20 protein-coding genes are annotated in these 24,029 nt (G+C 42.1%); 13 read left to right on the forward strand and 7 right to left on the reverse strand.

From position 1 onward, the window contains the following. Positions 1-39: 39 nt before the first annotated feature. From valS to HXT25_RS02215, 4 genes are all read right to left on the reverse strand, one after another. Positions 40-2,808 carry a valine--tRNA ligase gene (valS, locus tag HXT25_RS02200; protein ID WP_422118629.1) on the reverse strand — a complete coding sequence of 923 codons (2,769 nt, stop codon included), beginning with the start codon at positions 2,806-2,808 and terminating at the stop codon, positions 40-42. A 132-nt stretch (positions 2,809-2,940) separates the two neighbouring features. Next, on the reverse strand, positions 2,941-4,488 hold the full coding sequence (locus HXT25_RS02205; RefSeq protein WP_422118630.1) for an ABC transporter substrate-binding protein: 1,548 nt from the start codon (positions 4,486-4,488) through the stop codon (positions 2,941-2,943). Positions 4,489-4,692: 204 nt separating this feature from the next. Next, positions 4,693-5,394 (reverse strand): endonuclease III, encoded by a 702-nt coding sequence (gene nth / locus HXT25_RS02210; protein ID WP_415686016.1) that lies wholly within the window; start codon positions 5,392-5,394, stop codon positions 4,693-4,695. A 31-nt stretch (positions 5,395-5,425) separates the two neighbouring features. Continuing rightward, positions 5,426-6,199 carry a response regulator transcription factor gene (locus tag HXT25_RS02215; protein ID WP_180947124.1) on the reverse strand — a complete coding sequence of 258 codons (774 nt, stop codon included), beginning with the start codon at positions 6,197-6,199 and terminating at the stop codon, positions 5,426-5,428. 189 nt (positions 6,200-6,388) lie between these two features. Here HXT25_RS02215 and HXT25_RS02220 point away from each other — a divergent pair, with 189 nt between their 5' ends. Continuing rightward, on the forward strand, positions 6,389-7,114 hold the full coding sequence (locus HXT25_RS02220; protein ID WP_415690479.1) for a beta-carotene 15,15'-monooxygenase: 726 nt from the start codon (positions 6,389-6,391) through the stop codon (positions 7,112-7,114). A gap of 100 nt (positions 7,115-7,214) precedes the next feature. Here the strand turns inward: HXT25_RS02220 and HXT25_RS02225 are convergent, their stop codons facing one another. Beyond that, the gene (locus HXT25_RS02225) at positions 7,215-7,709 is read right to left on the reverse strand and encodes an inorganic diphosphatase (protein ID WP_004105658.1); all 495 of its coding nucleotides are present in this window, start codon (positions 7,707-7,709) and stop codon (positions 7,215-7,217) included. Positions 7,710-8,149: 440 nt separating this feature from the next. Between HXT25_RS02225 and HXT25_RS02230 the strand changes: the two genes are divergently transcribed. The 4 genes from HXT25_RS02230 (at position 8,150) to pgl (ending at position 14,073) form a co-directional block, all read left to right on the forward strand. Next, positions 8,150-10,591, forward strand: a complete 2,442-nt coding sequence (locus HXT25_RS02230) for an acyltransferase family protein (protein WP_422118631.1) — start codon at positions 8,150-8,152, stop codon at positions 10,589-10,591. Positions 10,592-10,687: 96 nt separating this feature from the next. After that, a complete protein-coding gene (gene zwf, locus HXT25_RS02235) occupies positions 10,688-12,268 on the forward strand; it encodes a glucose-6-phosphate dehydrogenase (protein WP_032836638.1) in 1,581 nt (526 codons plus the stop codon). After that, positions 12,265-13,218 carry a glucose-6-phosphate dehydrogenase assembly protein OpcA gene (locus HXT25_RS02240; RefSeq protein WP_422118632.1) on the forward strand — a complete coding sequence of 318 codons (954 nt, stop codon included), beginning with the start codon at positions 12,265-12,267 and terminating at the stop codon, positions 13,216-13,218. Before zwf ends, HXT25_RS02240 begins: the two co-directional genes overlap by 4 nt. Before the next feature lie 33 nt (positions 13,219-13,251). Beyond that, on the forward strand, positions 13,252-14,073 hold the full coding sequence (gene pgl, locus HXT25_RS02245; RefSeq protein ID WP_422118633.1) for a 6-phosphogluconolactonase: 822 nt from the start codon (positions 13,252-13,254) through the stop codon (positions 14,071-14,073). Positions 14,074-14,320: 247 nt separating this feature from the next. On the opposite strand, the gene gndA is transcribed toward pgl, so the two are convergent. Then, positions 14,321-15,775, reverse strand: a complete 1,455-nt coding sequence (gndA, locus tag HXT25_RS02250) for an NADP-dependent phosphogluconate dehydrogenase (RefSeq protein WP_004114276.1) — start codon at positions 15,773-15,775, stop codon at positions 14,321-14,323. Positions 15,776-16,208: 433 nt separating this feature from the next. Between gndA and HXT25_RS02255 the strand changes: the two genes are divergently transcribed. From HXT25_RS02255 to nrdF, 4 genes are all read left to right on the forward strand, one after another. Continuing rightward, complete coding sequence (locus HXT25_RS02255) at positions 16,209-16,469, forward strand: glutaredoxin family protein (RefSeq protein ID WP_004124343.1); 261 nt, start codon at positions 16,209-16,211, stop codon at positions 16,467-16,469. Between the two features lie 66 nt (positions 16,470-16,535). After that, positions 16,536-17,036, forward strand: coding sequence for a class Ib ribonucleoside-diphosphate reductase assembly flavoprotein NrdI (gene nrdI / locus HXT25_RS02260; protein ID WP_013399774.1), 501 nt, complete (start codon positions 16,536-16,538; stop codon positions 17,034-17,036). Between the two features lie 81 nt (positions 17,037-17,117). Continuing rightward, on the forward strand, positions 17,118-19,340 hold the full coding sequence (nrdE, locus tag HXT25_RS02265) for a class 1b ribonucleoside-diphosphate reductase subunit alpha (RefSeq protein WP_004138562.1): 2,223 nt from the start codon (positions 17,118-17,120) through the stop codon (positions 19,338-19,340). A gap of 82 nt (positions 19,341-19,422) precedes the next feature. Then, the gene (nrdF, locus tag HXT25_RS02270; protein WP_004114270.1) at positions 19,423-20,517 is read left to right on the forward strand and encodes a class 1b ribonucleoside-diphosphate reductase subunit beta; all 1,095 of its coding nucleotides are present in this window, start codon (positions 19,423-19,425) and stop codon (positions 20,515-20,517) included. Between the two features lie 177 nt (positions 20,518-20,694). On the opposite strand, the gene HXT25_RS02275 is transcribed toward nrdF, so the two are convergent. Beyond that, positions 20,695-20,982, reverse strand: a complete 288-nt coding sequence (locus tag HXT25_RS02275) for an addiction module antidote protein (RefSeq protein WP_009994045.1) — start codon at positions 20,980-20,982, stop codon at positions 20,695-20,697. A 221-nt stretch (positions 20,983-21,203) separates the two neighbouring features. On the opposite strand from HXT25_RS02275, the gene HXT25_RS02280 reads away from it, so the two are divergent. The 4 genes from HXT25_RS02280 to HXT25_RS02295 all read left to right on the forward strand — a co-directional run bounded on the left by HXT25_RS02280 (position 21,204) and on the right by HXT25_RS02295 (position 23,960). Further along, the gene (locus HXT25_RS02280; protein WP_004114266.1) at positions 21,204-21,473 is read left to right on the forward strand and encodes a type II toxin-antitoxin system RelB/DinJ family antitoxin; all 270 of its coding nucleotides are present in this window, start codon (positions 21,204-21,206) and stop codon (positions 21,471-21,473) included. Positions 21,474-21,759: 286 nt separating this feature from the next. Then, positions 21,760-23,211: an ATP-binding protein gene (locus HXT25_RS02285; RefSeq protein ID WP_246979540.1), complete on the forward strand. Its 1,452-nt coding sequence runs from the start codon at positions 21,760-21,762 to the stop codon at positions 23,209-23,211. 285 nt (positions 23,212-23,496) lie between these two features. Then, complete coding sequence (locus HXT25_RS02290) at positions 23,497-23,790, forward strand: DUF2089 family protein (RefSeq protein ID WP_004116156.1); 294 nt, start codon at positions 23,497-23,499, stop codon at positions 23,788-23,790. Next, positions 23,787-23,960 (forward strand): hypothetical protein, encoded by a 174-nt coding sequence (locus HXT25_RS02295; RefSeq protein WP_004110365.1) that lies wholly within the window; start codon positions 23,787-23,789, stop codon positions 23,958-23,960. Before HXT25_RS02290 ends, HXT25_RS02295 begins: the two co-directional genes overlap by 4 nt. Positions 23,961-24,029 lie beyond the last annotated feature (69 nt).

The following is a 24,029-nucleotide window of genomic DNA, read 5'->3' on the forward strand; positions in this document are numbered from 1 at the left end:
CGCGATTAATCATTTTCGATTACTTGCGATTACTGGCGATTACTTCTTTTTTGCAGGAGCTTCACCGAGTTCGCTTTGAGCAACAGAAACGTTTACATTAGTTGCATCAGAATCTGCATCTGCAGACGAAGAATCCGCCGCCGAATCGCCAGCATCCGCAGCCTTAACAGCGTTAAGCTTTACTTCTCCAGTAACGCGTCCAGCTTCAGCAACGTCTCCCAAAGTCTCCTCAACAGCCTTATAAGCATTTTCTGCTACGTTCAAAGTCACTTGCAAAATAGGAGTCTTCATAGAAACCTTTGCTTCAGACTTAATCTTTCGCAAAGTAGCCAAAGCCTCGCCCGCGTAAGCCAAAGTGTCTGCAGAAACACCGTTTGCAGCAGCCTCATATGCCTTAGCACATGGCCAGCTAGAGCGATGCACAGAGCCTTCGCCGTCATGCATCCAACTCCACACTTCTTCCGTAGCATAAGGCAAGTAAGGAGCAAGCAAGCGAGTCAAAGCGTCGAGCGCAAGACCAAGAGTTGTGCGAGCAGACTTTACAGCAGCTTCGCTTGGAGTACGTCCAGTGGATTCCGCAGTACCATAAGCACGATTCTTTGCAAGCTCAATGTAATCGTCACAGAATTCCCAGAAGAATGTTTCGATTGCTTCCAAAGCCTTGGAATGTTCGTAAGATTCAAGCGCATCAGTTGCGGTACGAATAACGGATGCAAGCTTTGCCATAACAGAGCGATCCAAAACTTCCGTAACGTCTGCAAAATCCCAATCCGCGCTAGCAGACTCAAGAACTTGATGTTCATCGTTTTCTCGGCCAATCGCGAGCGCAAACTTAGTAGCGTTTAAAAGCTTAATCGCAAGGCGGCGGCCAATCTTCATTTGACCTTCGTCGTAAGTTGCATCCAAGCCGAGTTTTGCTGAAGTTGCCCAGTAGCGCACAGCATCCGCACCAAACTCTTCGATTGGCTTATTTGGCACAACCACGTTGCCTTTAGATTTAGACATCTTCTTGTGGTCTGGGTCCAAAATCCAGCCAGAAAGCGCAGCATGCTTCCAAGGCAAGCAGCCGTTTTCGAGATGCGCGCGATCAACCGTACTAAACAGCCAAGTACGAATAATATCCTGGCCTTGTGGACGCAAATCCATTGGGAAAGTAGCCTTAAACAGAGCTTGATTTTCCTCACCTGGCTCTTCCCAACGAGTCACAATTTGTGGTGTTAAGGAAGATGTAGCCCAAGTGTCCATAATGTCTTGCTCAGCAGTAAAGCCGTTTGGCTGATCTCGCTGAGATTCATCGAAGCCTTCTGGAACGTCAATAGTTGGGTCGATTGGCAAACGATCTTCGCTAGGCGTCAAAGGATGCTCGTAATCCACTTCACCATTTTCGTTTACTGGGTACCAAAGTGGGAATGGCACGCCGAAGAAGCGCTGGCGAGAAATAAGCCAGTCACCATTCAAGCCGTGAACCCAATTCTCGTAGCGCACGCGCATAAAGTCTGGGTGGAAGTTAAGTTCTTTGCCGCGCTCAATAAGCTCAGCATTCAGCTTTTCGTCCGTGCCGCCGTTCTTTAAGTACCATTGGCGAGAAGTGACGATTTCCAAAGGCTTATCGCCCTTTTCGTAGAAGTTCGTCATACGCTTTGTTGGCTTTGGTTCGCCTTCCATATCTCCAGCTGCTTGCAAAGCTTCAACAACTTCCTTACGGGCAGAGAACGTGGTTTTGCCAGCAATTTTCTCGAACATTTCGCGGCCAGACTCGTCCGTAATCCAATCAGGAGTCGTCATTACAATGCGGCCGTTACGCTGAATAATTGGTCGAGTTGGCAAACTCAAGTCGCGCCACCACTCAACGTCGGTTACGTCACCGAAAGTGCAGCACATTGCAATGCCAGCGCCCTTGTCCATTTGAGCTGCAGGATGCGCCAAAATCGGGACCTTCACCTTAAACAGCGGTGAGTAAACTTCCTGACCAAAGTACTTCTTGTAACGCTCGTCGTCTGGGTGCGCAATCAAAGATGTGCAAGCAGCAAGCAATTCTGGGCGCGTAGTTTCAATATAAATTGGCGTACCATCTTCAAAGCGGAACGCAATCTTATGATAGAAACCAGGGTACTCGCGCGCTTCAAGCTCAGCCTGCGCAACAGCAGTCTGGAATGTAACATCCCACAAGCCTGGAGCGTCTTTCTGATAAGCCTCTCCACGAGCAAGATTGCGCAAGAATGCTTTTTGTGCAACTCGGCGAGGCTGCTCGCCAATAGTGTGATAAGTTTGCGACCAATCAACAGAAAGACCAAGCCTACGCCACAAAGCTTCAAAAAGCTTCTCATCTTGAGAAGTTAGGCGCTCACAAAGCTCAATAAAGTTCTGTCTGCTTACAGGAACCTGATCCTTAGCTTCAATCTTCTTGCCTTCAGTGCCTTCAAAAGGCGGCTTAAAATCAGGGTCATACTTCAACGAAGTATCCACTCGCACACCGTAATAATTCTGCACGCGGCGTTCTGTTGGCAAGCCGTTATCATCCCAACCCATTGGGTAGAAAACGTCAAAACCTTGCATACGCTTATATCGCGCAATCACATCAGTATGCGTGTAAGAAAATACGTGACCAACATGCAAATGACCACTAACTGTTGGAGGTGGAGTATCGATAGAATATACTGCCTTACGATCGCGAGAATTATGGAATGCGTAAGTCTTAGCTTCGTCCCAATTACTACGCCACTTGTCTTCAAGACCATCAACGCCAACTTTGTTAGGAAGCGGCGTTAAATGTGCGTGTTTTACTGTGTTATTATCCTGTTCGCTCATGAACTGAATATTAGAAACTCAGCGCGACAACGTCAATATTTTTACAAATATTTGTAAAAATTATTCAAATCAACGGTTGCTGGCGACTAATCCCAAACCACACGCACTTATATTCCTGAAATAATCTTGGATTTATTTTACGTTTACATCGTGCAATGGTAAAAGTTGATCAGTCATGTTTGTAGGATATCCACTAACATTAGATTTAGCTACCACAATGCTCTTTCGCGCATACATCCAGTTCGAAACAGCGTAATTATTCAACTCTTTAGCATACTGTTTGACATTTGACTCATATCCTTCTGCATTGGTTGATTTCATTGCCTGTGCAAAATATTTCTGCGACTCATGATCTTGGAACAAATAAGTAGACTTTGTATCTGCATACGCTCCAGAATCCAAAGTGTGATTCATCCATGTGAGTGCTAAGTCATATTTACCATCATGAATTCGCTGTTTCATAGTGTTCTCATCTACTTCTTCGACATTCACACGGAAACCGCCGGTAGCGTTTAACTGAGAACCAAGCGCATTACCAATATTGCTCATTCCAAGAGGTACGAGGAATGTAATTTTACCAAGGTAGGCAGCAGAGAAATATGAGAATAGAGATCGAGCTTTTTGAGGATCATGTGGATAAGTGCCACTTAAATCCTCGTATCCTGGCGACAATGGGGAAATTGGTCCACGCACAATTTGACCACCAAATGGATCAGCCGATAAAACAGTGTTTATATCCATTGCGTAACTGCTTGCTCTACGAACATGCTGATCGCAGAAAATAGACGATATTCCAGTGTTATAAGCAATCATTCGTATTCTAGTGCTCTGACCTTCAACAAGTTGAGTATTTGGCATTGACGCCATACGTTTGTTTTCATTGCCATCAAGAGGAACAGCCATTTGAATATCGCCATTCTGCATGGCATTTGCTAAAGATGTATCGTCATTAAAGTATTTAAGAGTTATGCTAGCGCAGCCAGATGCTGTACCCCAATATTTGTCGTTTCTCACAAGAACAAGGTCTGAACCTTTACTATAACCGTTAACTTTAAAAGGTCCTGTTCCCATAGCGTCTGAAGCGTAGTTTAATGAAGCGCGAGTGTCATATACAATTCCAGCTCTACCTGCTAATCTTCGCAGCAGTAATGGATCTGGCATTTTTAATGAAATGTTTAGAATATTAGGTCCTGAGTTAGATACGCTTGTAATATTCGTCAACTTTTCATAGCCTGGATAGCTTTTTGTAATACCTTGCTGAAGTGATTGCAGTACGGAGCCAGAGTCCATTACGTCTCCATTTGCAAACTTCACGCCTGAACGAATCCTAAACTTATAATTCAAACCGTCGGAAGATACGCTCCAAGACTGAGCAAGACCTGGTTTTAAAGCATTATTGCCGTCTCGTTTAATAAGCGTTTCATAAACGTTTTCAATAAGAGCTTGTTGCAGTGAATCACTGTCGTCAGTCCTAATATCTAAAGATGCTGGGGCTGTACGCAAGCCTATTTTTAAAACTGAGCTTGATGCAGGAACAATACTTTCTGGAATTATTGATCTTCCATCTAGAAATCGCCATCCACCCCATGCAACAACGGACATAATGGCAATTAAGACTATAAAAATAACCCATGAGGACACGCCTTTTTTAGCTTTTTTTGCATAACGTGCTTTTCTCATATGTGATCCAGATGAGTATCTTTCAAATTCAGACATAGCCAACAGTGTATATCATCAATTGAATCATACGTAGAATTTATGCAAAAAATAATCTAAAAATACCCTAAGAATATTCTAAAAGTTGATTATATGAGATATTAGAAAAATCCGTTACGACAACCACAACGCAGCTACGACAAAACCTACAACATAGCTACAACATAGTTACAACGAAACAGATGGGCACAGAAATCTTAGAGGGCAGTCAGCACAATGCGGATTCCTAGCTGTACATATTTTTCTACCATGAAGAATAAGGCGGTGAGACAAATTAGTCCATTCTTCTGGCGGAAAATAAGATGTAATTTCACGCTCAACTTTTACAGGATCCGACTTAGCAATTTCCCAATCGCTTCTCCATCTAAGCCTTGACGTCACACGCATAACATGGGTATCTACTGGAAACCCTGGGATACCAAAAGCATTGCCCAATACAACGTTTGCTGTTTTTCTTCCTACACCTGGAAGTTTTGTAAGATCATCCATATTATTTGGAACTACACCATTGAAATCGTCCATAAGTTTTTGCGAAAGCTCTATAATATGCTGCGCTTTTACTCTATAAAATCCAAGTTGATGGATGATCTCTTGTACCTTATATATTGGTGCGCGCGCTAAATCTTTTGGCGTAGGATAAGTTCTAAAAAGTTGCTCCGTTACAATATTTACACGTTTATCAGTGGTTTGTGCGCTAAGAACAGTGGCTATTAGTAGTTCAAATGGATTTGTAAAATTTAATGCACACTTTGGATTCGGTATTTCTTCGCATAAAATCCTATACTCTTCACTCATCCTAGCGATTTTTTTAGATTTTCTAGAATTGGAAGATGATTCTTGACTACTATTCACGTTTTGTAATTTAACCAATATAATAAACCACTAATCCGCTACAGGAATTCTAGTCGGAAGCCGCCGACGAATCACTATTATCAGAATCTGTAGAATCTACAACTTCATCCTGAGACTCTAAAGGATCGAAACGATATCCAACATTCCTAACCGTTCCAATAACATGCTCATATTCAACGCCTAATTTCGCGCGTAACCTACGAATGTGAACATCTACTGTACGAGTTCCACCGTAATAATCGTAACCCCAAACCTCTTGAAGTAAGTGAGCACGAGTGAATACTCGCCGAGGATGCTGAACAAAGTATTTAAGAAGCTCAAATTCTTTATACGCTAAATCAATAGGCTTTCCATGCAAACTAACCGTGTAACTCTGCGTATCTACAACTAAATCCCCAGAGCACATTTGACCGCTACTGTTAATTTCCACGCTACCAGAATCAGCTACATGTTCTTTAGAAGTAGATTCAGCCGACCCACCTCGTTGAGAAGCTAGTCTAAGTCTACCTTCTACTTCGGCTGGAGAAGCGGTTGTCAGCATAACATCACTAACGCCCCAAGATGCATTAACAACCGTGAATCCGCCTTCTGTAAGAATTAAGATAACAGACATTGTTAAATTAGAAGCACGAACAATAGAGCATAAAGATTTCGCCAAAGACAAATCTTCTCTAGCATCTACAAGAAGAATAGTGTTTTCTGGCATCTTAAGCATACTAGACGGTTCCATTGGGAGCACTCGCACTCTATGCGAAAGTAGAGTCAAAGATGGCAAAACTTTTGCAGGCGCGGCACAAGAGGTCATCAATGTAATATCCGTCATATTGATACCTCCAGAACGCATAGAATTGAATAACAAATTCAAAATCAAGCTGTTAAAAGAGAATTGTAATCCATACTTAAGATACTTAATAAGAATCGAAGCATGCAAGTGTACGCTTACATATAAAATAAGTTAATACGGCTAAACAATTTATTAAAATTATCTTATAAAACGCGATAGGAGCGTAATATGAGCAACGATAACATCGCACATAATGCAATGCATAATCACATTACGATTGTTGTAACTCAATTCGTTGCTATAGCCCTTTTAGCAATTGCAGCCATTCTGCCAATAGCCACAGCAAAAGCCGTTATAACCGTTTGCGTGATTATTCTTCTTGCTCTAGTTACTTTCTGGCCGTTACAAGGTTCTACAGCAGATAAAGCTATTCCGCTTTTTGCCGGAATCGCATCCATGTGGTGCGCGGCATTAGCTTTAAAAGGTTGGCTTCCTAGCAGCGTAATAGATAATACAGAAGTTAGTATGGATAAGTTCATTGCAGCTATTCACCCATATGAACGTTGGGCTGTTAGCTTTGCTCTAATTCTTGTCGCTGCAACTTTTGTTAGCTTTGGTCGTCAAATGCTTAGGGAAGAGAGATCTAATCTGGTAAGAAATATTTCACATTCTCTTACCGCAAGTATCGCTTGTGCAGCTCTTCCAGGATGGCTTTTTTTGCCTTCGATTATTCGTTTCACATTCTCCGTGCGTATTTTAGAACTTGGCGTACTGGTAGCAGTATTGGGTTTGCTTGCCATGATTGTTCTAGCTGGGCTTTCTCATCTTTGGGTTAAAGATGCAAAATACAATACTGACATGCTTTTGCCGCAAGTTGGCACTGCTTTGATTCCCGTAATGATGGGCGGAATGGTTGTTTACGCAACTGGTTTAGGAATGCTACTAATAGCTTAAATTTTTTAGAATAAAAAAAGTGTCTAACACATAAAAATGTGTTAGACACTAGTAAATGCGTTTCTAAAACGCTCGGAAGATTCGCGACTAATCTCGAAAACTACTTTTCGCTTTCTTCAAGACGCTTGCGAGCTGCGACAATTTCCTTTTCAGCCTGCTCAACTCCAGCCCAGAAGTCACCAGGAAGAACTTCCTTACCTGGCTCCAAAGCCTTGTACTGCTCGAAGAAGTGCTTGATTTCAGCCTTGTGATACTCATTCACGTCATCAATATCCTTGATGTCGTCGAAACGAACATCTGCTGGAACGCACAAAACCTTATCGTCTCCGCCAGCTTCGTCAACCATGTGATACAAGCCAACAGCGCGGCACTCAACAACGCATCCTGGGAACACAGAGTTTGGAATCATAACAAGAGCATCGAGTGGATCGCCATCTTCGCCCAAAGTTCCATCAATGTAACCGTAATCATCTGGATAACCCATAGCTGTGAAAAGGGTACGATCCAAGAAAACACGACCAGTTTCGTGATCAACTTCATACTTATTCTTGGATCCGCGTGGGATTTCTACCACAACATTGAATGTTTCTGCCATGTTTACTCCTTAATGCGTAAAATAATGCGTAAAACACACTGTTTATCAATCTAACGTTTATACACCTAAATTAGACTGTTCAGTCTAACTCTAGCGCGCAGCAAAGAGCACGTAAAACGCGTTGTATAACATTGGCATTTTAGCAAACAAAAGTCGAAAGCAACCGCACTAAAAAATAGCAGAGAAAAATCTTAATAAAAACGAATAATTACCTTGAAAAATATTTAAATCCGTATTAAAAAATTTCATAAAACTTGCAAAAAACATAAGAAAAATCAAGGAAAAACTAGGGAAAAACTAAGACACGCTATAACTAACTACAGTGTCTTAATACGTAGATAATATGACTACGTTTTGGGCGATGTTAGTCATAAAACAATTCATACCCACATCATGCCCACAACCAAAATTAAACCACGTATTAGCAAGTTGCAGGCAAAATGACAGAGATAAACAACGCAGCTAACACTACAAGCAAACGCAACGCTGCAATAGATGGCATGCGTGCTATTGCTGTTATTGCGATTGTAGCGTTCCACCTACGTCCAATAGTACTTCCAGGAGGATTCTTGGGAGTAACAATGTTTCTTGTTATGGCTGGATACTTCAGCACTATATCTCTGCTAAAAACGTTTGAAACATCAAATGCACAAAAGTCGCCAGCAACCAGCGAACAAACCAAAACACCAGTAAAGTCTAAAATATTCGCCTACTTAAAATACTTGTTTAAACGCGTAAAACGAATTTGGCCGTCTACTATAGGGATTATTGCTCTGAGCGCCCCACTAATGTGGCTATTTTCACCAAGTCTTTTAACAAAACTACAATCTGACGCACTAACAGGCGCTAGCTTTACAAGCAATATGGCGTATATTTTGCGAAAAGTATCTTACTTTGAACAATCAGGACTACCATCCCCAATAAAACACCTTTGGTATTTGGGACTTATTATGCAAATCTTTGTATTTTGGCCGATTATACTATGGGTGATTCTTAAAATTGTGCACTCTAAATTTGTAAGAATGTGCGTTACGGCGATTCTTATGCTTGCATGTTCGTTGGCAAACCTAGCAATTACGCTTTTTTATGGAGATGGACAAACCATTGCGCGCGTGTATTACTCTATTGACACTCGAGCTGGAGAATTCTTAATTGGTGCGTTACTCGCAATGTATTTCACATGGTTTAGTGAACGTTCTATTCTCAAAATTATTGCAGATGCTTGTAAATATATTGTTGGAAACAAAAGCAAAAAAACACAAATCGAAAAAATAGAGGATTCATCAGAGCTAGAAGCGCAAAATACACAAAATACGCAAAATAAAAGCCAATCCTCAGAAGCCTCGATACCAGACGATTTACGAGCAGGATTGCAAGTAAACATGATGGAATCTGATAAAGATGGCGAACCCGATGAATATGACGAACCCGATGAATCTAATAATGAAATTGCAGAGGAAAAGTGGCAACAAACCAACGAATCAGAAAACACTGATAAAGTAAAAACTGATCTAAAAAATAAATCAGAATCTGGTAAATTCGCAAAAATAGCAAAAACTCTTCAAAAACCTCTAAGCACACTACAAAAATCGATTATAGGATTGGCTGCGTTAATTTTTATTCTATGGTGCTTAGTGAAAGAAGACGGTTCAAAAACCTGGATTGTTTACGGCGGATACACGATATTCGCAATAGTTTGCGCGATTTTAATGTGGTCCTGCCTACAGAAAAATAGTATTTGCACTAAAATACTTGAAATTGCTCCACTGAAATATATAGGTCTAAGATCTTTTGCGATTTACATAGTCCACTTCCCTATTCTAGAAATACTAAACCCTGCTACAAGAACCACACAGATAACTCTTTGGGAACAGGCAGGGCAATGCGTAATAGTTATTATTGCAGCAGAGGTTTTTTACAGAATATTCGAGATGCCTCTTGCAAATAAGCATATAACCTTTAGTATTAGCCAGAAAGACGATATTATCTCGGACAATATCGACGCGAAAAACCCTGATTTATCTTCAGATACTTTAAACGTTAAAAGTAAGAATATAAGATTGCCGTTTGTTTTAAGAAGAACGGTAATAGTGATTTGTGCAATAGTTGGACTAGCAATAATTGCAGCGCCAGTTAACTGGAATAGTATTGCGCAAGCGCGAGCTATACAATTAAGACCAGAATTAAACGCGCAAGACGCGAATACTCAAAACAAAACTGCACAAGAAAAAACTGCACAAGAAAAAAATTCCGCTAATACGAAGAAAAAAACAGGCGGAAAGCGCGAGAACATAGAAAAACAAACGCTTCCAACAAAACCATCTGACCATAGGATTCTCAACCCGATTGCAGAAAAAGTGCCAGAAAACATAAATACAAAACCGTGGAAAATAGACTCAAAACGCAATGTTTGCACTGCAGACATAACAATGGTTGGAGATTCCGTAACAGAAGGCGCAAAACCATACCTTATGCAAGCATTACCAAACGCTTGGATTGACGGAAAAGTGAGCAGACAAATATTCCACGGAGCGGAAGATTATCAGCAAGATTTAGTTGGGAAACACCCTGGAAGCGTTGTAATCTATGAGCTTGGAACAAACGGACCTCCTAGAGACGAATCTGTTTTGCAAAATATGGTAAATGTTACAGGCGGCAAACCAGTGTATTTTGTAACAACCCGTGTTCCACAGCCTTGGCAAGACGAAACAAACGCAAGACTGCGCGCTTTTGCAGCGAAACGCAAAAATGTTGGAATAATAGACTGGTATGGTTTAAGCGCAGGACACTCCGAATTCTTAACAGACGATGGAATACATTTGACTCCTATTGGAGGTCCACAATACGCGCAAATGATAAGACTAGCCGTGTGTGGAGGATGATTTACTGGTAAATCCTAGTGAGAATCATGGTAAGTCCTGCGCAAATTTTGGTAAGTCCTGCGCAGCAAATCAAGTCGAAACATTACGATGGTATACATGACTGAATTAAGAACCACAATATGCTCGACTGCGCATAGCGAAGAAACAACAGCTTGGAAAAATCCGCTACGCGATCCACGAGACTTGCGTTTGGCTCGTATTGCAGGACCATGTAGTTTAGTAATATTCGGAATTACTGGCGATTTAGCGCGCAAAAAACTTATGCCAGCCGTATACGATTTGGCGAATCGAGGGCTTTTGCCACCTGGATTTGGTTTAACGGGCTTCGCAAGACGCGACTGGACAGATGAACATTTTGTAAACTTTGTGCGTGAAAATATTCAACAACATTGCCGCACACCATTTCGTGAATCAACATGGATTAACCTTGCTAAAGGCATACGTTTTGTTCGCGGAACATTCGACGACGCAAGCGCATTTGAGCGCTTAAGCAAAACCGTAAGCGAATTAGACAGAGATCGCGGAACTCGCGGAAATCACGCGTTTTACATGTCGGTTCCGCCTTCTAGCTTCCCTGTTGTGGCGCAGCAGTTAGCAGCATCGGGGCTTTCACATTCCTCCGAAAACGCGTGGAGACGAGTGATAATAGAAAAACCTTTTGGCCACGATTTAACAAGCGCACAAGAGCTGGATCGCGTAGTTTCCGAAGTTTTTGACCCTAATTCTGTATTCCGCATAGACCACTATTTAGGCAAAGAAACTGTGCAAAATTTGCTGGCTTTTCGTTTTGCAAATGCAATGTATGAGCCAATTTGGAACGCTAATTATGTTGATCACGTGCAGATTACTATGGCAGAAGATATTGGCATAGGCGGCAGAGCTGGATATTATGATGGGATTGGAGCAGCCAGAGATGTTATTCAAAATCATCTGCTGCAACTAATGGCTCTTACTGCTATGGAAGAGCCAGTAAGTTTTAGTGCTAGTGACTTGACGGCTGAAAAAACTAAGGTCTTGTCTGCTATACGCTTGCCTAAAGATTTAGCAGCAAATACTGCGAGAGGTCAATACGCAGAAGGTTGGCAAGGATCGTATAAAGCCGTTGGATATTTGCAAGAGCAAGGGATTAGCCCGGATAGCACTACAGAAACATACGCTGCCGTGCGTTTAGACGTAGACACTCGTCGCTGGGCTGGAGTTCCGTTCTATTTGCGAACCGGAAAGCGCTTAGGAAAGCGCGTTACAGAGATTGCCGTGATTTTTAAGCGCGCTCCACACTTGCCTTTTGAGTCCACTGCTGTGCGCGAACTTGGTAGTAATGCGATTGTGATTCGCGTGCAGCCAGATGAAGGCGTAACAATGCGATTTGGCGCAAAAGTGCCAGGCGGAACATCTATGGAAGTTCGCGATGTTTCTATGGACTTTAGTTATGGAAGATCTTTTACAGAGAACTCTCCAGAAGCCTACGAGCGCCTTATTCTAGACGTTTTACTTGGCGAGCCACCGCTTTTCCCAACTACACAAGAAGTTGATTTAAGTTGGAAAATCTTAGATCCTATTGAAGATTTTTGGAGTTCGCTTGGTACACAGCCTCAGCCATACCGTGCTGGAACGTGGGGTCCAGCGGAAGCTGACGCTATGCTTGCTCGCGATAATCGCCATTGGAGGCTGCCATGATTATTAATCTTCCTAACACAAACACGTCTAAAATCTCTGCAAAAATCGACGAGCTTCACGAAGAGCGTGGAGAATCTGCAACTGGACGCGTGCTCACTCTTCTTATTGACACCACTCTTAAAGAGCTTGAAAACGCACTGGGAGCAGCAAATTCGGCTAGTCGCGAACACCCTTGTAGAGTTATTGCCATTGTTCGCGAATCACAAGTCAATATAGCAGATTCACAAAGCGAAGAAACGCCAAACTTAGACGCGCAAGTGCGTTTTGGTGCAGATGCTGGAGCTGGGGAAATCATTATTCTCTACCCTCATAATGGCTTAGTTCGACATCCAGATACGCTTGTTATTCCTCTGCTTGTTCCAGACGCGCCGATTGTTGCGTGGTGGCCTACAAATGCACCAGAAAATCCTGCTAAGGACTTGCTTGGAACTATGGCAAGTAGCAGAATCACTGATGCTCAAAATGCGGACAATACTCTTGAAACTGTGAAAAATTTGCGCAAAAACTGGTCTTCTAAAGATGTTGATCTTTCTTGGACTCGTCTTACTCCTTGGCGTGCAATGCTAGCTTCTATGCTTGATCAGCCTCCGCATTTACCTGTTATTAATGCTAAGGTTAGCGGTCCAAAGCATTATGTTCCGATGCATTTGCTCGCACAATGGCTAAAAATATCGCTTAATGTTCCTGTTGAAATTGTTGAGGATTCGAGCGCGCATGCAATTACGGAAGTAAGTCTTAAAAGACAAGATGGCGTGCTTTCTTTGACTCGTCCTTCTGGAGAAGAACAAGCAATGATAAGTCTTCCAGGACAAGCAACACAGCCAATTGCAATGCCAATTAGATCTTTAGAAGATTGCTTGAGTGAGGAGTTGCGTAGAATCGATCCAGATGAGATCTATGCTCAACTTGTTCACGCAGATTGTTGCACAATGCAAGATAACGAACTTTAATACAACGGGTAAAAAATAATAAAAGGATTCATTATGGCTGAAGATTTTAGATTTGCACACAATGCAACAGTGTACGGCTACGATAATCAAGATATTCTAGCTGCTGTTGCTGCGCAAAAACTTGTGACTTTGATTATGCAATGGCAAAACAATGTTAAAAATCTTAATAAGCCATTCCATCTTTTGCTAACAGGTGGAACAGATTCTATTCGCATGTTTCAAATGTTAGCTAGCAACCCATTGCTTCCAGCAATCAACTGGTCCAATGTTCATATTTGGTGGGCAGATGAACGTTTTGTAGCTTATAACAGCGACGATCGCAATGCGCTCAAGGCTCGCGAGCTACTTCTTAACTTACTTACTTCTAACAAAGCTTTGGCAGAATCTCATATTCATGAGATGCCTGCAGATGATCGCAATGCGGAGGAAATTGCAAAAGCCAGCGACGCTGAAAATAATGCGATTTTAGATGCAGCAGCGCGCGATTACGAAGAAGAAATTATAGGCTTACTAGGCAAAGAGCCTGTGTTTGATTTGGCGATTCTTGGCATGGGACCAGACGCACATATGGCTTCACTTTTCCCAGGATTGCCGCAAATTCATAATCGCGATCGCATAGTTTTAGGCGTGAATCACTCCCCTAAGCAGCCGCCAATGCGATTAACTCTTAGCGCACCCGTGCTAGCTCATAGCCGCCGCACTTGGTTCTTAACGGCTGGGGAGCAAAAAGGAAAAGCTTTAATGAACGCGCTTTCTTCGGATAATAACCCAGATTATCCTGCGTCTTTTGCTAACGGCACGGAAGAAATAGCATGGCTAACCACCGCAGAAACTTTGCACGCCGCAATTCAGTAATCTGCATAATATTCAGCAAGTCAAAAATTAAATGCGCTACATAAATTGGCGCAAATGCGAAAATAGCATGTTTAAAACATGGCGCATTTGGGAAAATCTTCATAAAACCATTGAAATATCAAGGAAATCAATCAATTTAAGAATATTAGTAAAATTCAGCAATAAAATATGCTAAAAAAGAGCAGAATAGAGTACATGCCTCTGCATAATAATGCAAAGGCATGTTAGTTATAAATATTATTTTGATTTAATCCTGCTTTACTTCTGGGCGATTAGGCTCTGCCCACAAAGTGTGGAATACTCCTGGCTCGTCAATACGACCGTAAGTGTGAGCGCCGAAGAAATCGCGCTGAGCCTGAATAAGCGAAGCTGGCAAACGCTTGGAACGCAAGCCATCGTAGTATGCAAGCAAGCTAGAGAATGCTGGCACAGGAACCCCGTGCTCAACTGCGCGCGCAATAACACGGCGCCAAGCAGCCTGAGACTTTTCAATAGCATCCTTAAAGTAAGGAGCAAAAATCAAGGAAACACTTGCCTGCCCAGATTCAAAAGCCTCGGAAACGCGGTTTAAGAATTGCGCACGAATAATGCATCCACCTCGCCAAATGCGAGCAACAGCAGCCTGGTCAATCTTCCAATCATGCTCAATTGCAGCAGCTGCAATCTCGTCGAATCCCTGAGCGTAAGAAACAATCTTAGAAGCGTACAAAGCTTGGCGAATATCCTCAATAAACGCCTTGCGCTCAGAATCGCTAAAATCAAAATGCATATCTGGACCAGTCAAACCTTGGCTTTCGGCAGCTTCACGCAAAGCAACTTGGCTTGAAAGTCCGCGAGCAAACACAGCTTCAGCAATACCAGTAACTGGTATTCCGAGAGAAAGCGCAGACTGCACAGTCCAAGTACCCGTGCCCTTCATACCAGCGTGATCCACCATCATCTCAACCAAAGGCTTACCAGTCTTAGCATCCTTCTGTCGCAAAACATCCGCCGTAATCTCAATCAAATAAGAATCAAGCTCGCCCTTATTCCACTCGCTAAACACATCTGCAATGTCTTCAGACTTCATACCCAAGCCGCGAAGCATTAAATCGTAGCTTTCGGCAATAAGTTGCATATCTGAGTACTCAATACCGTTGTGAACCATCTTTACAAAGTGGCCAGCGCCATCAGTGCCAATATGGGTTACGCAAGGCTCACCTTCTGCAACAGCTGCAATCGACTTTAAAATAGGGCCAAGAGTCTTCCAAGACTCCTCCGTGCCACCTGGCATCATAGAAGGACCGCGCAAAGCGCCTTCTTCGCCACCAGAAACACCGCAACCAACGTAGTGAAGACCGCGCGCGCGAATGTTACGCTCTCTGCGAATTGTGTCTTCAAAGTAGGAGTTTCCGCCGTCAACAATAATATCTCCTGGCTCCATAGCGTTTGCAAGCTCTTCAATAACAGCGTCTGTAGGAGCACCAGCTTTTACCATAATGATTGCAGTGCGTGGGCGCTTAAGCGAAGACACAAATTCTTCAACAGTTTTAGCAGGAACGAAAGCACCTTCACTGCCGTGCTCATTCATTAAAGTTTCGGTGCGTGAATAATGACGATTGTAAACAGCAACTGTATTACCGTGATGTGCAAGATTTCTCGCTAAATTCGACCCCATAGCCGCTAAACCAACAACGCCAATATTTGCCTGGGCTTCCGTCATAATGACACCTCTATCTTTTAATATTTATAACCGTAATATTTATAACCGTTTTATTATTTTATGATTGCTTTATTTTTAACACTTAACCAATCAAAACACACTTTTTTAAGTTTATCTACCTATATGCACAAGCGTCATTCATACGATCACAAAACCTACGACATAACCCACGCGTTAATCGCGATTTTGTGATAAAGATTACATTTTTACTTTTATTAGTCGCTATTAAAAAAAACATAAATACCGCTTAAATCTTATAGACACGCGTGATAGCCAAAAATTTGGGCACACTAAATATAGGGATTAGACATACAACACGCCACTATAAATAGTGTTAAGTGGTAGTAGACTGTTAAATCGTGCCAAAAAGCACAAACTTAAATAATCATCAAACAAAAAGATTTAAACACCACATAACGAAGGGAGACGAACCGTGACTATTACAGTTTTCACAAAGCCACATTGCCCGCAGTGCGATGCCACAAAGCGTCAATTCACTAAGCTAGGCGTGAATTTTGAAACAGTAGATTTAACTCAAAGCCCTTCTACTTTAGACCAATTGCGCGCAGCAGGATATCGCCAAGCGCCAGTGGTGATTACTCCAAACTCGTCGTGGAGTGGGTATCGCCCAGATTTGATTGCGCAAATCGCAAGCCAACTAGAAGACGAAAATCAAAGCAATAAAAATAATTAAAGCAATCAACAATCAAGAATAAACAATCAACAATCAAAATAATCAAAGCAATCAAGAAGCATAAAAATGTGTGATCAAGAAAATATGTCACAACCAAGCGAGCCAGAAGCGCGCGCACAAGGCGAATCAATCGGAGCTGTAGTCTATTTTTCTTCCGTCTCCGAAAACACACTACGATTCGTGAAAAATTGCGATTTTCCAAGCAACAATGTGAACGTATATCGCATACCGCTTCGACCAAAAGAGCCAGAATTGCACGTGCGCGAGCCATACGTTTTGATTGTACCGACTTACGGCGGAGGAAACATATCTAAAGCAATACCAATGCAAGTGCGCAAATTCCTAAATAATCGCGAAAATCGTTCGTTTATTCGCGGCGTAATATCTTCTGGAAATACGAATTTTGGAGATGCATATTGCGCTGCAGGCGGTCAAATCGCTGGAAAATGCGCAATCCCAAATATGTATTCGTTTGAACTTACAGGAACTGCAGAAGATATAGAAAAAGTAGCGCAGGGAATACCAAAATTTTTAAGGCAATTAAAAGAAACAGAAGAAACGAAATAAACAAATAAACAAAATCAACAAAATCAACAAAAAACAGCGTTTGAAAAGCAAAACTAACGCACGAGGAAAGGAATAAACACCATGAATAGCACGGATCCGATGAGCGAATCTACTTCGCTTAATCTTGATCACACTGACGACACCAACACTGCTAGCAGCACAGCAGAGCGCATTCGCAACAGCCGCGACTACCACGTTCTTAACGCTATGCTCGGTCTTTTCGACCCAGAAAAAGGTATTCAGTTTGATAAAGATCAGGAAGCAGAAAAGCTTTACGTTTCGGGTTACGTGCAAGAACACAGCATGAAGTTTGCTTCAACTCATGAGCGCTTGAACTATTTGATTAGCAACTACTACTACAACGGAAACGTGTTCGGCAAGTATAGCAGCGAGTTTCTAGATAAGTTCTACGAGCACGCGGAATCTGCTCACCACACTTTTGGCACATTCTTGGGTGCTTTTAAGTTCTACACTTCTTACGCTTTGAAGACTTTCGACGGCAAGCAATATTTGGAAAACTTCGCTCAGCGCGCAGCTGCAGTCGCTTTGGAACTTGCAGACGGAGACGAAAAAGCAGCGCTCAACTATTTGGACGAGATGCTTGCAGGTCGATTCCAGCCAGCCACTCCAACGTTCTTGAATCTTGGTAAAGCTCAGCGCGGAGAGGCTGTGAGCTGCTTCCTCGTGCGTTTGGAAGATAATATGGAGTCTATTGCACGCGGAATTAACTCTGCTTTGCAGCTTTCTAAGCGCGGCGGCGGCGTGGCTCTGCTTCTTACGAATTTGCGCGAGCTTGGTGCTCCTATTAAGCGCATCGAAAATCAGTCGAGTGGCGTTGTGCCTGTTATGAAGCTTTTGGAAGATTCATTCTCTTATGCTAATCAGCTTGGCGCTCGTCAGGGCGCTGGTGCCGTGTATATTAGCGCTCACCACCCAGATATTATGCGTTTCCTTGACACTAAGCGCGAGAACGCGGACGAGAAGATTCGTATTAAGTCGCTTTCTTTGGGTGTTGTGATTCCAGATATTACTTTTGAGCTTGCTAAGCGTAAGGAAAAGATGGCTTTGTTTAGCCCTTACGACGTTGAGCGCGAATATGGCAAGCCTTTTGCAGACATTTCTGTTACTGAGCATTACGATGAGATGGTTGCAAATCCTCGCATTCACAAGAAGTACATTGATGCTCGCGAATTCTTTATGACGCTTGCGGAGATTCAGTTTGAGTCTGGCTACCCTTACATTTTGTTTGAAGATACTGTAAATCGCACAAATCCTATTGAAGGCCGCATTACTATGAGCAACTTGTGCTCCGAGATTTTGCAAACTCAAGAAGCAAGCACTTATAACGCCGACTTGTCTTATAGCCACGTTGGTCGCGATATTTCTTGCAATCTTGGCTCGCTTAATATTGCTAAGGCGATGGACGGTGACTTGGGTACAAGCGTTGATTTGGCTGTGCGCGCGCTCACGTCTGTTTCGGAGCATACTTCGATTGATTCCGTGCCTTCGATTCGTCGCGGAAACGCAGAGGGCCATGCTATTGGCTTGGGTCAAATGAATTTGCACGGTTTCCTTGCTCGCGAGCACATGCAGTACGGAAGCGAGGAAGCTCTTGACTTTACAGACATGTACTTTATGACGGTTGCTTACCACGCTTATAAGGCTTCTCACGCTTTGGCTGTAGAGCGCGGGACTGCTTTTGCAAGCTTTAAGACTAGCGCTTACGCTAAGCCTGCAGGAAAAGGCAACTACTTCGATAAGTACACTGATGGCAGCCGCTCGCTTGAGCCTAAAACTCAAAAGGTTCGCGATTTGTTTGCTCGTTTTAACGTTGCAATTCCAACCGTTTCGGATTGGGAGCAATTGCGCGACGAGATTTTGCGCGATGGCATTTACAACGAGTATTTGCAGGCTGTTCCTCCAACTGGTTCCATATCGTACATAAACCATTCCACGAGTTCAATACACCCGATTGCTTCTCGCATTGAGATTCGCAAAGAGGGCAAAGTTGGCCGCGTCTACTACCCTGCTGCATACATGACGAATGACAATATGCAGTACTTTAAGGATGCTTACGAGATTGGTTGGAAGGCAATTATTGACACTTACGCGGAGGCAACTCAGCATGTAGATCAGGGATTGTCTCTTACTTTGTTCTTCCCAGACACTACGACTACTCGCGATTTGAACAAAGCTCAGATTTACGCGTGGCGTAAGGGTATTAAGACTCTTTACTACATTCGTATTCGCCAGAAGGCTTTGGAAGGTACAGAAATCGAGGGTTGCGTAAGCTGCACGCTGTAAACCTTATGGTTGTAAATCTTTCGCAAATTAAATCAAAAACTTAAAAATTTTATAAAACGTAAACACAGAATCAGGAGTAATTATGACAGAACTCAGCCCAACTGCGCTCGATCCAACAGAACTTCGCAGTAGCTTAGATAAGCCTTTCGGCACGAACCGCGTAATCGCAGACGACGCTATGATGGCAGATTCCATCACCCCAGCTCAATACCGCTATCATCACGGATCTCGCGTGCGCCCAGTTAATTGGAATAATATTGTTGACGACAAGGATTTGGACGTTTGGAATCGTCTTATTGCTAACTTCTGGCTTCCTGAAAAGGTTCCGCTGAGCAACGATATTCCTTCTTGGCGTTCCCTCACCGATCTTGAACGCAAGACAACTACTCGCGTTTTTACAGGCTTAACTTTGCTTGATACCAGCCAGGCAACTATTGGCGAACTTTGCCAGATTGAGCACGCACGCACGGAGCACGAGCAGGCTATTTACACGAATATTGCTTTTATGCAGTCGATTCACGCGCGCTCCTACTCCTCTATTTTCTCCACTCTTTGCTCTAGCGAGGAGATTGACGAGGCTTACCGTTGGGCTGTTGGAAACGACGTTTTGCAGCAGCGAGTTACAACCGTGCTTTGCGAGTATGAGAGCGAAGATCCACTTAAGCGTAAGATTGCTGCAACTATGCTTTCTTCGTTGCTTCTTTACGCAGGTTTCTACCTTCCGCTTTATTTTGCTTCCCGCGGCAAGATGATGAATACTGCCGATATGATTCGCTTGATTTTGCGAGATAAGGCGATTCACGGCTACTATTCTGGCTACAAGTTCCAGCGCGGTTTGGAGCTTAGAAGCGAGAACGACAAGAAGAATCTTGAAAAGTTCACTATGAACTTGCTTGATACTTTGTATGATTTGGAAGTTGAGTATTCTGGTCAGATTTACGAAGGATTTGACTTCCACGATGACGTTTTTGACTTCGTGCGTTACAACGCTAACAAGGCTTTGATGAACCTTGGCTATCCTGCTAAGTACAGCGAAGAAGAAACTCACGTAAGCCCTGAGATTCTTGCGGCTCTTTCTCCTGCAGCCGACGAAAATCACGACTTCTTCTCTGGCTCTGGTTCCAGCTACATTATGGGCAAGTCTGTTGAAACCGACGACGACGATTGGGATTTCTAGTCGCTAGTCGCTTTACTAATTAATTAGGTTGCTTATGCACTTTCATAAGCAACCTTTTTTATTTAATTATTTAAGAATATTTCCGTTTTGGAACTATTTTTAAATATCCGCGTACTTACTGAGTTATCGTGGCAGTTTTTGCTAATTTTGCAATTTTTGCCACGATAACTATGTGCGTCACGCATTTGCTGGTTCTATTGCAATACGTCCACCCAACGCTTGAACAACCTTCGCAATAGTTTGAAAACTAGGATTGCCGTCTCGTCTTAAGCTTTTGTAAAGGCTTTCCCTTCCAACCTCAGCTTTTTGAGCAATCTCTTTCATTCCTCGAGCTTTTGCAATATCACCTATAGCAGCTTGCAACAAGCGAGGATCGTTAAGTTCTGCTGCAGCATTGAGATACGCAATAACATCATCATCGTTCTCAAGATACTCACTCGCATCCCATTTACTTATATTTACCATTTTCTCATCCAATTGCGATACTCATCTGTTTTAAGTATCTCCATAAAAATATTTTATCCTGCAGGATACAATTTTGCAATTTTTGCCATGATAACTTGTTATTTTGTAATAATTGTGTACACAATGGCGCTACTTTGGCATTACGTTGGGTGCTACATGTCTGCTACAATAAAGCAAAGCACGAATAACAAATTTATGATTCTAAGCTTAAAGGAAACGACATGACTTCTACAAAAACGGTTAAAACAGGCAGATTAAGTGTAAGAGTTAATCCAGAAATACGAGATAGTGCATCGCAAGTTCTTGAACATTATGGTCTTGATATGAGTTCAGCAGTCAACCTATTTTTGTATCAGATTGTAAATACGCAACGTTTCCCATTTTCACTTGAAAGTTCTCCATATGAGCACTCTATTGATGAAGCTATGAAAGAAAAACCAATAGCTGCAGGTACTGTTGACGATTTTGCTGAGCTGATGCGCAATGCCTAAACCGCCATTTTATAGTCCAATCTATCTGCGAGATGTTCTACTGTTGTATCAAGTTAAAGAAGATTGCATTATATTCCTACGCTTAGGATCTCATGACGACTTATTCTAGTTAGCAAAAACTGTCACGATAACGCATGATTGCGTTGAGCATATTGAAAAATAATATAATTTAGATTATTATAATTATGATTATAATAATCGCGATTATATTAACTAGAGTGCAGATTCAGCAGCAATAAGATGCGCTGAAAAGTATTGCAATTATTGGCGTAACGGCAGGTGGAATATGGTTTTTGTTGGCAGACAAGACGAGTTACAAGTACTTGAAAAATTATATGAGAACAGCAAACACTCGTTCCAGATGGCAATAGTTTATGGTCGAAGACGAATAGGAAAAACTTCGCTTATTTCACAATTCTGTAAAAATAAGCACGCAATACTTTTTACTGCTCGCGAGCAAACTAATATCGAGAATTTGCGTGATTTCTCGCGCACTGTGTACGACTTCTTCAATCTACCGTCAACTACAGGATCGTTTAATAATTGGAACGACGCTCTCGATTTTGTTGCGCAACAATCTAACGCCGTAGACCAGAATGCTCCTAAATCTCCACTTATTCTAGTTTTCGACGAATTTCCGTACGCAGCTCAAGCAGATAAATCCTTAGCGTCAACATTCCAAGTCGCAATAGATCATAAATTTAAAAACGCGAACATGACTCTTATTTTGTGCGGCAGTAACGAAGGATTCATGGAAAGTGAAGTGCTTGGCAAAAAGAGTCCGCTTTATGGAAGACGTACCGCACAGATTCGCTTGCAACCATTTAATCTTTTTGAAGCATCTGAGCTTATGCCAAATAATGCTACTTGGGAAGATAAAATCAACTATTTTGCATCCCTTGGAGGAACACCATACTATATAGAGCAGTTAGATAATAAGTCTTCGTTTGCGGAAAATCTTGAGCAATTATGCTTTAACATTTCGGGAATTTTGTACGCTGAACCAGACATGCTCATGCGCCAGGAATTGCGCGATCCTTCAACATACAATAGTGTGCTAAATGCTCTTGCTACGGGATGCAATACTCCGACTTTAATATCGGATCGCATTGGATTGCCAGCTACATCAGTGAACGTGTATTTGAAAACATTAGAAGGCCTTGGATTAATTGAAAGAAATATTCCATTTGGCATGAATCCACTTCATTGCAAAAAAGGATTATGGCAGATTTGTGACCCATTCTTTGCGTATTGGTATAGGTTTGTAGCGCCTAATAAAGGATTGATCGAACGCGAACTTTCACACGCTGCCGCAAGTAGTGTTCTTGGCGGTGAGCATGAAGCGTTTAGTACTTTTGTAGGTCAACAGTTTGAGAAAATGTGCGAACAGTGGATTGTGCACCAATGCAAAGTTGACGGAATGGACTTTTTGCCAACTAAGTTAGGTAAATGGTGGGGTGCGGATCCTATTGCTCGTGAGCAAACCGATATTGATATTGTTGCAGAAGACGATATTAACAAGCAGCTTCTTATTGCAGAATGTAAGTGGCGTAATAATCTTAACGAAGCTGAAGCAGTGAGCAAGTTGTTGCAGCGCGCAACTTTAGTTGAGAATGCAAAAAATAGCGATTATAAGAAAATATTTATGTTGTTTACAAAACATCCAACTTCTTACAATCCTCGTCATGCTAAAACAATCATCAACTTCGTTGACGCACAAACAATGTTTTTTAACTGATTGCGCGACAATAGTTACGTACTATATCGCGCAGCCGAAATCACGCGTTATCGCGTCAGTTTTTATAAGATTTGCAATTTTTGTCACGATAACTTCATCTTCTCATATGTTACGTAAATATATATCTTTATTATTTTTGCGACAAAACGACAATTTTGGCGACATAAAAATGTCGCTTTGTGCCATATTTCCCATGTTTATTCTTGACAAACTCATACAGCAACTTTAATATTTTTAATAAAAGTTTAATTTAATTAAAGTTTATAGGCTGAAGAAAGGGGTGATATGGATCATATTCCAAGATGGATGGCTAATCTCACAGACGAAGACATGTCGTTTATAAAGAACTTTGTATTATCGTCTGGATCGTTAAAAGAAATGTCGCAAATGTATCAAGTCTCTTACCCAACGATGAGAATCAGGCTTAACAGGCTCATTGAAAAAATTCAAATAAGCGACAATGAACCAGAAGACCCGTTCGTTCTTTTAGTAAAGAGTCTTGCTATTGACGATAAATACGATGTTGACACAGCTCGAACACTCATAAACGAATATAGAAAAAGAAAGGATGAATCATGAGCTATGCATTATTTGGTCCGATAATTGACATTCTTATCGCACTTGCTATATGTGCTTTAGTGTTCTTTATCGCAAGAAGTCTTATTCGCTATGCGCATTCTCTTAAAAAGGACGATAAGTCATCTAAGCAGTCTGCAGAAGATAAAAGAATTGCGTTACAGGACTTATAAAACACAAAAACCGAGTTATCGTGACAGTTTTTGCTAGATTTGCAATTTTTGCCACGATAACTCGATATA

Source organism: Gardnerella sp. DNF00476, assembly GCF_049262735.1.
GTDB lineage: Bacteria > Actinomycetota > Actinomycetes > Actinomycetales > Bifidobacteriaceae > Bifidobacterium > Bifidobacterium vaginale.

What these genes read in the sequence shown, in the direction of transcription:
- pgl (WP_422118633.1), top strand. Translation starts at nt 13,252, where the DNA reads ATGGCTGAAGATTTTAGATTTGCACACAATGCAACAGTGTACGGCTAC.
- nrdF (WP_004114270.1), top strand. Translation starts at nt 19,423, where the DNA reads ATGACAGAACTCAGCCCAACTGCGCTCGATCCAACAGAACTTCGCAGT.
- HXT25_RS02220 (WP_415690479.1), top strand. Translation starts at nt 6,389, where the DNA reads ATGAGCAACGATAACATCGCACATAATGCAATGCATAATCACATTACG.
- nrdE (WP_004138562.1), top strand. Translation starts at nt 17,118, where the DNA reads ATGAATAGCACGGATCCGATGAGCGAATCTACTTCGCTTAATCTTGAT.
- zwf (WP_032836638.1), top strand. Translation starts at nt 10,688, where the DNA reads ATGACTGAATTAAGAACCACAATATGCTCGACTGCGCATAGCGAAGAA.
- HXT25_RS02215 (WP_180947124.1), bottom strand. Translation starts at nt 6,199, where the DNA reads ATGACGGATATTACATTGATGACCTCTTGTGCCGCGCCTGCAAAAGTT.
- HXT25_RS02205 (WP_422118630.1), bottom strand. Translation starts at nt 4,488, where the DNA reads ATGAGAAAAGCACGTTATGCAAAAAAAGCTAAAAAAGGCGTGTCCTCA.
- HXT25_RS02225 (WP_004105658.1), bottom strand. Translation starts at nt 7,709, where the DNA reads ATGGCAGAAACATTCAATGTTGTGGTAGAAATCCCACGCGGATCCAAG.
- nrdI (WP_013399774.1), top strand. Translation starts at nt 16,536, where the DNA reads ATGTGTGATCAAGAAAATATGTCACAACCAAGCGAGCCAGAAGCGCGC.
- HXT25_RS02230 (WP_422118631.1), top strand. Translation starts at nt 8,150, where the DNA reads ATGACAGAGATAAACAACGCAGCTAACACTACAAGCAAACGCAACGCT.
- HXT25_RS02290 (WP_004116156.1), top strand. Translation starts at nt 23,497, where the DNA reads ATGGATCATATTCCAAGATGGATGGCTAATCTCACAGACGAAGACATG.
- gndA (WP_004114276.1), bottom strand. Translation starts at nt 15,775, where the DNA reads ATGACGGAAGCCCAGGCAAATATTGGCGTTGTTGGTTTAGCGGCTATG.
- HXT25_RS02285 (WP_246979540.1), top strand. Translation starts at nt 21,760, where the DNA reads ATGGTTTTTGTTGGCAGACAAGACGAGTTACAAGTACTTGAAAAATTA.
- HXT25_RS02295 (WP_004110365.1), top strand. Translation starts at nt 23,787, where the DNA reads ATGAGCTATGCATTATTTGGTCCGATAATTGACATTCTTATCGCACTT.
- HXT25_RS02240 (WP_422118632.1), top strand. Translation starts at nt 12,265, where the DNA reads ATGATTATTAATCTTCCTAACACAAACACGTCTAAAATCTCTGCAAAA.
- HXT25_RS02275 (WP_009994045.1), bottom strand. Translation starts at nt 20,982, where the DNA reads ATGGTAAATATAAGTAAATGGGATGCGAGTGAGTATCTTGAGAACGAT.
- HXT25_RS02280 (WP_004114266.1), top strand. Translation starts at nt 21,204, where the DNA reads ATGACTTCTACAAAAACGGTTAAAACAGGCAGATTAAGTGTAAGAGTT.
- valS (WP_422118629.1), bottom strand. Translation starts at nt 2,808, where the DNA reads ATGAGCGAACAGGATAATAACACAGTAAAACACGCACATTTAACGCCG.